At 65.5% G+C, this 11,816-nt stretch carries 11 protein-coding genes; 6 read left to right on the forward strand and 5 right to left on the reverse strand.

Going from position 1 to position 11,816, the window contains the following annotated elements; translation table 11 throughout:
- Positions 1-34: 34 nt before the first annotated feature.
- The gene (locus HMPREF9710_RS19185; protein ID WP_005669061.1) at positions 35-961 is read right to left on the reverse strand and encodes a LysR family transcriptional regulator; all 927 of its coding nucleotides are present in this window, start codon (positions 959-961) and stop codon (positions 35-37) included.
- A gap of 83 nt (positions 962-1,044) precedes the next feature.
- On the opposite strand from HMPREF9710_RS19185, the gene HMPREF9710_RS19190 reads away from it, so the two are divergent.
- The 3 genes from HMPREF9710_RS19190 to HMPREF9710_RS19200 all read left to right on the forward strand — a co-directional run bounded on the left by HMPREF9710_RS19190 (position 1,045) and on the right by HMPREF9710_RS19200 (position 3,319).
- Positions 1,045-1,404, forward strand: coding sequence for an HAD family hydrolase (locus tag HMPREF9710_RS19190; protein ID WP_005669062.1), 360 nt, complete (start codon positions 1,045-1,047; stop codon positions 1,402-1,404).
- Positions 1,405-1,514: 110 nt separating this feature from the next.
- Complete coding sequence (locus tag HMPREF9710_RS19195; RefSeq protein ID WP_005669064.1) at positions 1,515-2,282, forward strand: fumarylacetoacetate hydrolase family protein; 768 nt, start codon at positions 1,515-1,517, stop codon at positions 2,280-2,282.
- Between the two features lie 17 nt (positions 2,283-2,299).
- On the forward strand, positions 2,300-3,319 hold the full coding sequence (locus HMPREF9710_RS19200; RefSeq protein WP_005669065.1) for a 2-dehydropantoate 2-reductase: 1,020 nt from the start codon (positions 2,300-2,302) through the stop codon (positions 3,317-3,319).
- 133 nt (positions 3,320-3,452) lie between these two features.
- Here the strand turns inward: HMPREF9710_RS19200 and HMPREF9710_RS19205 are convergent, their stop codons facing one another.
- Complete coding sequence (locus HMPREF9710_RS19205) at positions 3,453-4,061, reverse strand: Crp/Fnr family transcriptional regulator (RefSeq protein WP_005669066.1); 609 nt, start codon at positions 4,059-4,061, stop codon at positions 3,453-3,455.
- A gap of 142 nt (positions 4,062-4,203) precedes the next feature.
- Here HMPREF9710_RS19205 and oxc point away from each other — a divergent pair, with 142 nt between their 5' ends.
- From oxc to HMPREF9710_RS19220, 3 genes are all read left to right on the forward strand, one after another.
- Positions 4,204-5,910 carry an oxalyl-CoA decarboxylase gene (gene oxc, locus HMPREF9710_RS19210; RefSeq protein ID WP_005669068.1) on the forward strand — a complete coding sequence of 569 codons (1,707 nt, stop codon included), beginning with the start codon at positions 4,204-4,206 and terminating at the stop codon, positions 5,908-5,910.
- A gap of 85 nt (positions 5,911-5,995) precedes the next feature.
- Complete coding sequence (gene frc, locus HMPREF9710_RS19215) at positions 5,996-7,246, forward strand: formyl-CoA transferase (RefSeq protein ID WP_005669069.1); 1,251 nt, start codon at positions 5,996-5,998, stop codon at positions 7,244-7,246.
- A gap of 84 nt (positions 7,247-7,330) precedes the next feature.
- Complete coding sequence (locus HMPREF9710_RS19220; RefSeq protein ID WP_005669070.1) at positions 7,331-7,759, forward strand: PAS domain-containing protein; 429 nt, start codon at positions 7,331-7,333, stop codon at positions 7,757-7,759.
- 99 nt (positions 7,760-7,858) lie between these two features.
- Here the strand turns inward: HMPREF9710_RS19220 and HMPREF9710_RS19225 are convergent, their stop codons facing one another.
- From HMPREF9710_RS19225 to fdhF, 3 genes are read right to left on the reverse strand one after another with little or no spacing between them, the layout of a single operon-like run.
- Positions 7,859-8,113, reverse strand: a complete 255-nt coding sequence (locus HMPREF9710_RS19225; protein WP_005669071.1) for a formate dehydrogenase subunit delta — start codon at positions 8,111-8,113, stop codon at positions 7,859-7,861.
- On the reverse strand, positions 8,110-8,967 hold the full coding sequence (gene fdhD / locus HMPREF9710_RS19230) for a formate dehydrogenase accessory sulfurtransferase FdhD (protein ID WP_005669074.1): 858 nt from the start codon (positions 8,965-8,967) through the stop codon (positions 8,110-8,112). Before fdhD ends, HMPREF9710_RS19225 begins: the two co-directional genes overlap by 4 nt.
- Complete coding sequence (gene fdhF / locus HMPREF9710_RS19235) at positions 8,964-11,813, reverse strand: formate dehydrogenase subunit alpha (protein WP_005669075.1); 2,850 nt, start codon at positions 11,811-11,813, stop codon at positions 8,964-8,966. Before fdhF ends, fdhD begins: the two co-directional genes overlap by 4 nt.
- Between the last annotated feature and the right edge of the window lie 3 nt (positions 11,814-11,816).

Here is an 11,816-nt window from a genome sequence, read left to right on the forward strand (position 1 = left end):
CGTCGGATGTGGCTGCGTCGCCACAGGCTGCCGGTCAGGATGAGGGGATCAGCGCATCGATGCGTGCCTTTCCTTCGTCCAGCAGGAACTGGCGAAACGCCCGCGCCACCGGCGGCAGGCGCTTCTCGCGACGATGCACGACATACCAGTTGAGCATCAGTGGAAACCCCTCGACCTCCAGCACCACCAGGCTGCGCGCGGCGAGTTCGCGGCCGATCGTGTGAAACGACAGGAAGCCCAGTCCGATGCCGGCGATCACCGCCTGCTTGATCGTCTCGGTGCTCTTGATCTCCATGGCGACGCTCAGCTCGGCCAGGTGCGGGCCGAAGGCGTCCTGCATCGAGAACCAGGTGTCGGAGCCCGGTTCGCGGATCACGAACGGGTGGCGGATCAGGTCGCTCATCGGGATGCGCCCATGCCTGGCCGCGGCCAGCGGATGGTCGGGCGCCGCCACGATCACGTACGGATGAGGGGCGAACGCATCGTTCTGCGTGTCGAGTTCGGCGGGTGGGCGCACCATCACGGCCAGGTCGGTGCGATTGGCCGCCAGCTTGTCCAGCAACTCCTCGCGGTTGTGCACCGTCAGGTTCAGCTGCACACCAGGATGCTGGCGCGCGAAGGCGACCATCAGCTGCGGAAAGAAATAGTCGCCGGCACTGATCACCGCCACGTTCAGCTTGCCGCCGGCGATTCCCTTGAGTTGCGCCATCGCATCTTCCGCCTCATCGAACTGCTGGATGATGGCGCGGCAGAAGTGCAGCAGCTCCTCGCCCGCCTGGGTCAGGTAGATCTTCTTTCCCAGCTGTTCGAACAAGGGCATGCCGACGTGGCCCTCGAGCGTGCGGACCTGGGTCGACACGGCCGGCTGGGTGAGGTGCAGCTCCTCGGCGGCGCGCGAAAAACTGAGCCGGCGCGCGACGGTTTCGAAGACCTTCAGTTGACGCAGTGTCGCGTTCTTCATCGGCGCTTCTGTCCATGTATAAGCAGTCGTTAATGATTATCCCTAAAAACTTTCACTATTGCTCATCATTTTGTTGGACTACGATGATGTTCAGACAGCTCGACCGCAACCACCACCACCTGGAGAGTGCCATGACGACGATCTGCAATGCCGATGCCGAGTGCAACGCCTATAACGCGGCCTTTCATGAACTGGGACTGAGCTGGGTCTGGGACACCGGACTGTACGCGAGCGCGGTCGCCGGCGCCGACGACCGCACCGGCCTGCGCAACTATCTGGCGCGGCATCAATCCCACCTGTTGAGCGCGCACGACGCCGACTTCCTGGTCGAGGCGATCCTGGCCGCCAAGGAGCGCTGCCACGCGCAGCTGAGCGCCGCCGGTTGCAATCCGGGCGCCTTTATCGACTGGTCCGCGCTCCAGCAGCGGCAGATCGGCGTGTAGACACCAACGGCTGGGCAGAGATTTTCGAATCTTAACCGTGGTCAAGGATATACGGAAATCGTTCTTCCACAATCAGCCCATCCACCGACCCGACGTACGAGAGACATCATATGATCCGACACTGGATACGCTTCCAACACCTCGACACCGTACGTTTCGGCACGATCGAGGGCGACAAGATCCGGATCTTCAAGGGCGATATGTTCGACAGCCCGCGCCGCACCGACCTGGCGGTGAACCTGGACGAGGTCGAGGTGCTCACCCCGTGCGTGCCCGGCAAGGTGCTGGCGATGTGGAACAATTTTCACGCGCTCGGCCAGAAGCTGGGCCTGGCGCCCCCGGGCGAGCCGCTCTACCTGATGAAGCCATCGACCTCTTACCTGGCGCCGGGCGGCACGATCCGCAAGCCGCTGTGCGAGGGCAAGGTGGCGTTCGAAGGCGAGCTGGCGATCGTGATCGGCCGCCGCTGCAGCGCCGTCCCGGTCGAGGAGGCGCCCGACTACGTGTTCGGCTATACCTGCGCCAACGACGTCACCGTGGGCGAGATCATCGGGCGCGACCCGACCTTTCCCCAGTGGGTGCGCGCCAAGGGCTTCGACACCTTCTGCCCGTTCGGCCCGGTGATCGCCACCGGGCTCAACCCGGCAATGCTGGTCGTGCGCACCACCCTGAACGGCGAGGTGCGCCAGGATTACCCGATCAACGACATGGTGTTTCCGGTGGCCGAGCTGGTCAGCCGGATTTCCCAGGACATGACATTGGAGCCGGGCGACCTCCTGCTGTGCGGGACGTCGGTCGGCGTCGGCTCGATGCGGCCGGGCAGCACGATCGAGGTAGAGATCGACGGCATCGGAAAGCTCATCAATCGGTTCGAGTAAACGACAAGGGGTGGGTCATGAAGATCGCAGTTATCGGAGCGGGAGCAATCGGCGGCCTGGTCGGCGCCAGGCTGGCGCTGGCGGGCGAGGAGGTGACGTTCATCGTGCGGGGCGCCAATCTGGCGGCGATCCGCGCGAACGGCATCAAGCTCATCGAGATGGACGGGGAGGAGAAGATTGCCTCGCAAGTGCGCGCGACGGACGACTATGACGCGGCCGGCGAGCAGGACCTGGTGATCCTGGCCCTCAAGGCGCACCAGGTCGATGGGGTATCGGCCCAGATCGGCAAGCTGTTCGGGCCGCGCACCGTGGTGGTGACGATGCAGAACGGCATACCGTTCTGGTATTTCCACCGCCATGGCGGCGAGTTCGACGGGCGCACCGTGCGCAGCGTCGATGCCGGCGGCGAACTGGCGCGCCGGATTCCACCCGAGCGGGTGCTCGGCTGCGTGGTCTATCCGGCCGCCGAACTGGTGGCGCCGGGCGTCATCCGGCACATCGAAGGTGCGCGCTTCCCGCTGGGAGAACTGGACGGCACGGCGAGCGAGCGGGTCAATGAAGTCTCGACCTGCTTCCAGAACGCCGGCTTCAAGTCGCCGGTGCTCGACAATATCCGGGCCGAGATCTGGCTCAAGCTATGGGGCAACGTCTGCTTCAACCCGATCAGCGCGCTGGCGCATTCGACCCTGGTCGACATCTGCCAATACCCGCTCACACGCGAGCTGGCGGCGGAGATGATGCGCGAGGCGGAAGCGGTGGCAACCAAACTGGGCATCACCTTCCGCGTGCCCCTGGACCGGCGCATCGAGGGCGCCGCCCAGATCGGCAAGCACAAGACCTCGATGCTGCAAGACGTCGAGGCGGGCCGGGGGCCGGAAATCGATGCCCTGGTCGGGTCGGTGATCGAACTGGCGCGCATGACCGGCACCCCGACGCCGCATATCGATTCGGCGTATGCGCTCGTCAAGCTGCTGGAGCAGACCATGACCGAGGAGGGTGGTGGGGTCAAGCTGCAGAGGGCGGTAACGACCGCTTAGATGCAATCAGCACGTCGCCCCCGCGAAGGCGGGGGCCTAAGATTACAAGCGTCTCGGTAACGCTGAACTTGGGCCCCCGCCTTCGCGGGGGCGACGTTTTCGAGCAGACGAAGGAACTGATTTCGCCTGATCTTCAGATCTTCCCCCGATTCTTCAGGCGGCTCAGCGTCTCAGGCGACAGGTTCAGGTACGCCGCCAGTTCTTTCTTGGGCAGACGTTCGAACAGGTCGGGGTGCTTGCGCATGAAACGGTGGACCCGGCCCGGCGCATCGAGCAGATGCAGCGTGATGGTGTGCGCCATGATGGCGCTCATCAGGTTCATGACCTCGTACTCGAAGGCCTGCTTGACGATGCTGTGGCTGCGCATGAAGTCGACCCATTGCGGCAGCGGCATGCGCGCTACCCGCACCTTGGTGACGCAGGCGATGGAAAATGGCGTCGGCGTCTTGAGGCACCAGGCGGCGTAGCTGGTTTCGATGTCCCGCTCCGCCGAGAAGCGCAGGATCATCTCCTTGGCTTCCTGGTTCGAGACCTGGCGCTTGAGGATGCCGTCCAGGATGAAGTACTGCGACATCTCGTGCACCCCCTGGTTCAGCAGCAAGTCGCCCTTCTGGTGGTTCTCGATCGTCAGGTACGGCTCGAGCGCCGCCATTTCGCTGTCGCGCAGTTCCTTGAGGACCACGTTTTGTTTTAACTGCAGACGAATGATGTTTCGTTCGGAGTGATTTGCAATAGTCGTCATGACGCGGCCGTTTACCGAGATTCTCGCATCATGCGGCCAAAATTGACCATGGTCAATGAGACAAATCAGGCGCGCTGGCTATGATGGTTTGCGGGCGATACACACCGCGTTCTGCCCGGATCGACAATAACTGGAGACAGCAATGACTAACCTCGTATCGGTAGACGTGACCGACGGCTTCCACCTGGTAATCGATGCGCTAAAACACAACGACATCGATACGATCTTCGGCCTGGTCGGCATTCCGATTACCGACCTGGCGCGCCTGGCGCAGGCCGAAGGAATGCGTTTCATCGGCTTTCGTCATGAACAGAACGCCGGCAACGCCGCGGCAATCGCCGGCTACATGACGCAAAAGCCAGGCATCTGCCTGACGGTCTCGGCGCCGGGCTTCCTCAACGGCCTGACCGCGCTGGCCAACGCGACCACCAACTGCTTCCCGATGATCCTGATTTCGGGGTCGAGCGAACGCGAGATCGTCGACCTGCAGCAGGGCGACTATGAAGAAATGGACCAGCTGAACGCGGCCAAGCCCTACGCCAAGGCGTCCTACCGCATCAACAAGGCCGAGGACATCGGCATCGGCGTCGCACGGGCGATCCGCGCCGCCGTCTCGGGCCGCCCGGGCGGCGTCTATCTCGACCTGCCGGCCCAGCTGCTGGCGCAGACGATCGAGGCCGGCCACGCCAAGCGCTCCCTGGTCAAGGTGGTCGACCCGGTGCCGCGCCAGATCCCGGCCCCGGACTCGGTGCAGCGCGCGCTCGCGCTGCTCAAGGGCGCGAAGAAGCCGCTGATCCTGCTCGGCAAGGGCGCCGCCTACGCCCAGGCCGACGCCGACATCCACGCGCTGGTGGAGCGCACCGGCATTCCGTACCTGCCGATGTCGATGGCCAAGGGCCTGCTGCCGGATACCCATGCCCAGTCGGCCTCGGCGGCCCGCTCCTACGTGCTGGCCGAGGCCGACGTGGTGGTGCTGATCGGCGCGCGCCTCAACTGGCTGCTGGCGCACGGCAAGGGCAAGACCTGGGGCAAGCCCAAGCAGTTCATCCAGATCGATATCTCGCCCACCGAGATCGACAGCAACGTGGCGATCGCCGCGCCCCTGATCGGCGACATCGGCTCCTGCGTGGCGGCCTTGCTCGACGGGCTCGACGGCGCCGGCATCGCGAAGCCGGACGCGGAATGGCTCGGTCCGATCGCCGAGCGCAAGGAGCAGAACATGGCCAAGATGACGGCGCTGCTCAATCGCGATGCGGCGCCGATGAACTTCCACACCGCCCTGCGCGCCATCCGCGACGTGCTCAAGCAGCATCCGGACATCAACCTGGTGAACGAGGGCGCCAATACCCTGGACTATGCGCGCAGCATCGTCGACCAGTACCAGCCGCGCAAGCGTTTCGACTCCGGCACCTGGGGCATCATGGGCATCGGCATGGGCTACGCGATCGGCGCGGCCGTCGTCAGCGGCAAGCCGGTGGTCGCGATCGAAGGCGACAGCGCCTTCGGCTTCAGTGGCATGGAACTCGAGACCATTTGCCGCTACGAGCTGCCGGTGACGACCATCATCTTCAACAACAACGGCGTCTACCGCGGCACCGACGTCAACCCGACCGGCGGCAAGGACGTCGCGCCGACCGTGTTCGTCAAGAACGCCCGCTACGACAAGATGATCGAGGCCTTCGGCGGCATCGGCTACCACGCCACCACCCCGGAAGAGCTGACCCGGGCGTTGAGCGAGGCGATCGCGGCCGGCAAGCCCGCCCTGATCAATGCCGTGATCGACGAGACCGCCGGCACCGAGAGCGGCCGCCTGACCAATCTGAATCCGCAAAGCAACGCAAAGAAGTGATATAGCCCAGCGACGCACGACCGCCGGCGCCCACGAGGCCGCCGGCGGTGCCCGCAATATCGACTGAACAAAGGAGACTGACATCATGAGCAAACCACTCGAAGGCATCAAGATCATCGATTTCACCCACGTCCAGGCCGGCCCTGCCTGCACCCAGTTGCTGGCCTGGTTCGGCGCCGACGTGATCAAGGTCGAGCGTCCCGGCGCGGGCGACGTCACGCGTTCGCAGTTGCGCGACATCCCCGGCGTCGACGCCCTGTATTTCACCATGCTCAACAGTAACAAGCGCTCGCTGACGCTCGACACCAAGACGCCCGAAGGCAAGGAAATCCTGACCAAGCTGATCAAGGAGTCGGACGTGCTGGTCGAGAACTTCGGTCCGGGCGCGCTCGACCGCATGGGCTTCACCTGGGAGCACATCAAGGAACTGAACCCGGGCATGATCGTGGCCTCGGTGAAGGGCTTCAGCGACGGTCACCACTATGAAGACCTGAAGGTCTATGAAAACGTGGCGCAGTGCGCCGGCGGCGCCGCGTCCACCACCGGTTTCGACGACGGCCCACCGACCGTCAGCGCCGCCGCCCTGGGCGACAGCAATACCGGCATGCACCTGGCGATCGGCATCCTGACCGCCCTGCGTGCGCGCGACACCACGGGCAAGGGCCAGAAAGTGGCGGTGTCGATGCAGGACAGCGTGCTGAATCTCTGCCGCGTCAAGCTGCGCGACCAGCAGCGCCTGGACCGGGTCGGCTACCTGGAAGAGTATCCGCAGTACCCGCACGGCAAGTTCTCCGACGTCGTGCCGCGCGGCGGCAACGCCGGCGGCGGCGGCCAGCCGGGCTGGGTGCTCAAGTGCAAGGGCTGGGAAACCGACCCCAACGCCTATATCTACTTCACCATCCAGGGCCATGCCTGGGCGCCGATCTGCAGGGCGATCGGCAAGGAAGAGTGGATCGACGACCCGGCCTACACGACCGCGATCGCGCGCCAGGACAAGATCTTCGACATCTTCGGCACGATCGAGGAATGGCTGAAGGACAAGACCAAGTTCGAAGCGGTCGACATCCTGCGCAAGTTCGACATTCCCTGCTCGCCAGTGCTGTCGATGAAGGAAATCGCCGCCGATCCATCGCTGCGCGCCAGCGGCACGATCGCCGAGGTCGAGCACAAGGAACGGGGCACGTACCTGACCGTGGGCAGCCCCATCAAGTTCTCGGACATGAAGGTCGAGATCAAGGGTTCGCCGCTGCTGGGCGAGCACACCGACGAGGTGCTGGAAGGCCTGGGCTACAGCAGCAAGGAGATCGCGGCGCTGCACGAGAAGCGGGTGGTGTGATCACGGGCCTGGCTGGATAAAACGAGCGTCTGGTGCGCGTCGGCGGTGTGCGACGCGCACCTGTTTTTTATGGGGGAGACAAGCATGCAAGCCGACATCGATTTTCAACAACTGCTGCAGGCGCTGGGCGACGGCGTCATCGTCTGCGACGCGAAAGGCGACATCACATTCTGGAACGCCGCCGCCACGCGCATCTTCGGCTTCACCGAAAGCGAGGCGATCGGACAGTCGCTCGACCTGATCATCCCCCAGCGCCAACGCCAGCGGCACTGGGACGGCTATCACAAGACCATGGCCACGGGCGAGACGCGCTATGGCGCCGACGTATTGCGGGTGCCGGCTGTGCACAAGGAAGACAAGCCACTGTCGATCGCCTTCACGGTGGCGCTGTTGCACGGGCCGGGCGGGGAAGTGTCGGCGATCGTCGCCCTGGTGCGTGACGAGACCGAACGCTGGGGAGAAGAACGCAAGCTGCGCGCGCGGCTGGCGCAGCTCGAGACGGCGCAGGCTTGATCCTGTTCATCCAGTCTCGCTCCATGCTAGTCCCGTAATGCAAGAACGTCATTCCCGCCTACGCGGGAATGACGCGCCTGGGCCGCGGGACGTGGGACATCAGCCGGCGTCGCCACCCGGCGGCGGCGGCGGCATGTGCTCGCGCCGGTGTTCCAGCAAGGCCTCGATCACCATCCGGCTGAGTCCCTCACCCTGGGTGTCGTCGATGTGCGAAAACAGCCGGCTGCGCATGCGCGGCGCCCAGAAGCGCTGCAGGTGGTTGGCGATCTCGGTGCGCCCTTCCCGGGGATCCGGGTAGGACGCGAAGAAGGTGCCGATCTGGTTGGCCATGGTGACCAGGTTGTCGATGTTCATGCGGACTCCATAGCGATGTTGGCGCCGTGGGCGTAGGCGACGAAGTCGTCGCCGCGGGCGAAGGCGACCAGGGTCAGGCCGCAGCCGAGCGCGGTGCGCACGGCGAGGGCGGTGGGTGCGGAAATGGCGACCAGGGCGCCGATGCCGACGGTGGCGGCCTTCTGCACCATCTCGACGCTGGCGCGGCTGGTGATCACGCAAAAACCGTCGGCGAGATCGGCGCCATTCATGTGCAGCCCCCCGATCAGCTTGTCGAGCGCATTATGGCGGCCGACGTCCTCGAACGCCGCGCGCGGCATGCCGTCACGGCCGCACCAGATGGCCGCATGGGTGGCGCCGGTGATGCGATTGAGCGGCTGCTGGGCCCTGGCATCGAGCAGGGCGCGCCGGATCGCCGCGCCGGACAGCGCCCGCGTCGGCGCCAGCCAGGGCAGGGGACGCACCACCTGGGCCAGGCTGTCGACCCCGCACAGGCCGCAGCCGGTGCGGCCCGCCAGGCTGCGCCGCCGTTCCTTGAGGCGCATGAAAGCGCCGGCGGCGAGGTCGATGTGGGCGGTGATGCCGCTTGCAGCGTGTTCGATCTCGACGCCATAGCATTCGGCGGGCGAGGCGATGATGCCTTCGCTCAGTGAAAAGCCGAGCGCAAACTCTTCCAGGTCGGCGGGCGTGGCCAGCATCACCGCATGCGAGACGCCGTTGTACTCGAGCGCGACCGGCACTTCCTCGGCCAGCTCGTCCTGGGCGCTGCGCAAGGCGCCGCCGTGCGTGCGCGCCACCGTCATGCAGGCGCTCGGAAAGTGCTGGACCGGCGCCTGCACGCCGGTATCCGCATCCAGGTCGACAGCGCAGGTCATGCGACCGGCTCCGCCAGGCCCAGCTGCATCTGGTTGAAGCGGGCGTACTCCAGCTGCCAATCCGACTGCTGCTGGACCGGCATCACCTGCACCGCCGTGACCTTGTATTCGGGGCAGTTGGTTGCCCAGTCGGAGTTCTCGGTCGTGATGACGTTGGCGCCCGATTCGGGGAAGTGGAAGGTGGTGTAGACCACGCCCGGCTGCATGCGCTCGGTGATCATCGCGCGCAGTACGGTCTCGCCGGCGCGGCTGTGGATGCCGACCCACTGGCCATCCTCGATGCCGCGCTCCTGGGCGTCGTGCGGGTGGATCTCGAGCCGGTCCTCGGCGTGCCAGCGCACGTTCTCGGTGCGGCGCGTCTGCGCGCCGACGTTGTACTGCGACAGGATGCGGCCGGTGGTCAGGATCAGCGGATACTTGCGCGTCACCTTCTCGTCGGTGGCGACGTACTGGGTGATGATGAAGCGGCCCTTGCCGCGCACGAAGCCGTCGACGTGCATGGTCGGCGTGCCTTCCGGCGCCTCGTCGTTGCAAGGCCACTGGATGCTGCCCAGTTCATCGAGGCGCCGGTAGCTCACGCCGCTGAAGGTCGGGGTCAGGCGCGCGATCTCGTCCATGATCTCGGACGGGTGGCGGTAGTTCATCGGATAGCCCAGCCGGTTCGACAGCGCCACCGTGACTTCCCAGTCGGCATAGCCGGCGCGCGGCGGCATCACCTTGCGCACGCGCGAGATACGGCGTTCGGCATTGGTGAACGTGCCGTCCTTTTCCAGGAACGAGGAGCCGGGCAGCAGCACGTGGGCATACTTGGCGGTCTCGTTCAAGAAGATGTCCTGCACCACGATGCACTCCATCGCCTCGAGCGCCGCGGTGACGTGCTGGGTGTTCGGGTCGGATTGCACGATATCCTCGCCCTGGCAATACAGGCCCATGAAGCTGCCGTCGAGGGCCGCTTCGAACATGTTCGGGATGCGCAGCCCCGGTTCGGCCTGCAGCGGCACGCCCCAGGCTTGCTCGAACAGGGTACGCACGGTGGTGTCCGAGACGTGGCGGTAGCCCGGCAGCTCGTGCGGGAAGGAGCCGATGTCGCACGAACCCTGCACATTGTTCTGCCCGCGCAGCGGATTGACGCCCACCCCGGGGCGGCCGACGTTGCCGGTGACCATGGCCAGGTTGGCGATGCCCATGACGGCGGTCGAGCCCTGCGCGTGCTCGGTCACGCCCAGGCCATAGAAGATCGCGCCGTTGCCGCCGAGCGCATACAGGCGGGCGGCGTCGCGCACCTGCTGCGCCGGCACGCCGGTGATCGCTTCCATCGCTTCCGGCGAGTTCTCGGGCTGGGCGACGAAGGCGCGCCACTGCGCGAAGGCGCGCAGGTCGCAGCGCTCGGTGATGAAATCGTTGGCCATCAGGCCTTCGGTGACGATCACGTGGGCCAGCGCGCTGATCATCGCGACGTTGGTGCCGGGCCGCAGCTGCAAGTGGTAGTCGGCGCGGATGTGCGGCGACTTGACCAGGTCGATGCGGCGCGGATCGATGACGATCAGGCGCGCGCCCTGGCGCAGGCGCTTCTTCATGCGCGAGGCGAACACCGGGTGGCCGTCGGTCGGGTTGGCGCCGATGACCAGGATCACGTCGGCCTTCTCGACCGACTTGAAGGTCTGGGTGCCGGCCGATTCGCCGAGCGTCGTCTTGAGGCCATAGCCGGTCGGCGAGTGGCATACGCGGGCGCAGGTGTCGACGTTGTTGTTGCCAAACGCCGCGCGCACCAGCTTCTGCACCAGATAGCCTTCTTCATTGGTGCAACGCGACGAGACGATGCCGCCGATTGCATCGCGACCGTGCTTGGCCTGGATGCGCTTGAACTCGGATGCCGCGTAGTCGAGCGCCTCGTCCCACGACACTTCCTTCCACGGGTCGGTGATCTTGGCGCGGATCATGGGTTTCAGGATGCGGTCCTTGTGGGTGGCGTAGCCCCAGGCGAAGCGGCCCTTGACGCAGGCATGGCCCTCGTTGGCCTTGCCGTCCCGGGCCGGCACCATGCGTACCACCTCGTTGCCCTTCATCTCGGCCTTGAGCGAGCAGCCGACGCCGCAATAGGCGCACGTGGTGGTGATGCTGTGCTCGGCCTGGCCGAGCCAGATCACCGATTTCTCGGTGAGGGTGGCGGTCGGGCAGGCTTCGACGCAGGCGCCGCACGAAACGCATTCGGACTGCATGAACGGTTCGCTCTGGCCGGCCGACACGCGCGCATCGAAGCCACGGCCCGAGATGGTCAGCGCGAAGGTGCCTTGCGTCTCTTCGCAGGCGCGCACGCAGCGGTTGCACACGATGCACTTCGATGAATCGAAGGTGAAATAGGGATTGCTCTCGTCCTTCTTGAGCTTGAGGTGGTTGGCGCCCTCGTAGCCGTAGCGCACCTCGCGCAGGCCGGTGACGCCGGCCATGTCCTGCAGCTCGCAGTTGCCGTTGGCGGGGCAGGTGAGGCAGTCGAGCGGGTGGTCGGAAATGTACAGCTCCATCACGCCCTTGCGCACTTCTTGCAGCTTGGGGCTCTGGGTGCGCACCACCATGCCCGCTTCGGCCGGGGTGGTGCACGACGCCGGATAGCCGCGGCGGCCTTCGATCTCCACCAGGCACAGGCGGCAGGAGCCGAACGGCTCCAGGCTGTCGGTGGCGCACAGCTTGGGGATGTTGATGCTGTTCTCGGCCGCCGCGCGCATCAGCGAGGTGCCGGCCGGGACGGTGACCTGGACGCCGTCGATGGTCAAGGTGATCATTTCGGTGGCGACGTCGATGTCTTTCGCCGGGGTGCCAAAGTCGCGAGTGAGGATGGTTTCGATCATTGC

This window comes from Massilia timonae CCUG 45783, assembly GCF_000315425.1.
GTDB classification, from domain to species: domain Bacteria; phylum Pseudomonadota; class Gammaproteobacteria; order Burkholderiales; family Burkholderiaceae_D; genus Telluria; species Telluria timonae.

Coding starts and splice junctions, on each gene's coding strand:
- HMPREF9710_RS19225 (WP_005669071.1), bottom strand. CDS start 8,113: ATGAACATCGACAACCTGGTCACCATGGCCAACCAGATCGGCACCTTC.
- HMPREF9710_RS19185 (WP_005669061.1), bottom strand. CDS start 961: ATGAAGAACGCGACACTGCGTCAACTGAAGGTCTTCGAAACCGTCGCG.
- HMPREF9710_RS19205 (WP_005669066.1), bottom strand. CDS start 4,061: ATGACGACTATTGCAAATCACTCCGAACGAAACATCATTCGTCTGCAG.
- frc (WP_005669069.1), top strand. CDS start 5,996: ATGAGCAAACCACTCGAAGGCATCAAGATCATCGATTTCACCCACGTC.
- fdhF (WP_005669075.1), bottom strand. CDS start 11,813: ATGATCGAAACCATCCTCACTCGCGACTTTGGCACCCCGGCGAAAGAC.
- HMPREF9710_RS19220 (WP_005669070.1), top strand. CDS start 7,331: ATGCAAGCCGACATCGATTTTCAACAACTGCTGCAGGCGCTGGGCGAC.
- oxc (WP_005669068.1), top strand. CDS start 4,204: ATGACTAACCTCGTATCGGTAGACGTGACCGACGGCTTCCACCTGGTA.
- HMPREF9710_RS19200 (WP_005669065.1), top strand. CDS start 2,300: ATGAAGATCGCAGTTATCGGAGCGGGAGCAATCGGCGGCCTGGTCGGC.
- HMPREF9710_RS19190 (WP_005669062.1), top strand. CDS start 1,045: ATGATGTTCAGACAGCTCGACCGCAACCACCACCACCTGGAGAGTGCC.
- HMPREF9710_RS19195 (WP_005669064.1), top strand. CDS start 1,515: ATGATCCGACACTGGATACGCTTCCAACACCTCGACACCGTACGTTTC.
- fdhD (WP_005669074.1), bottom strand. CDS start 8,967: ATGACCTGCGCTGTCGACCTGGATGCGGATACCGGCGTGCAGGCGCCG.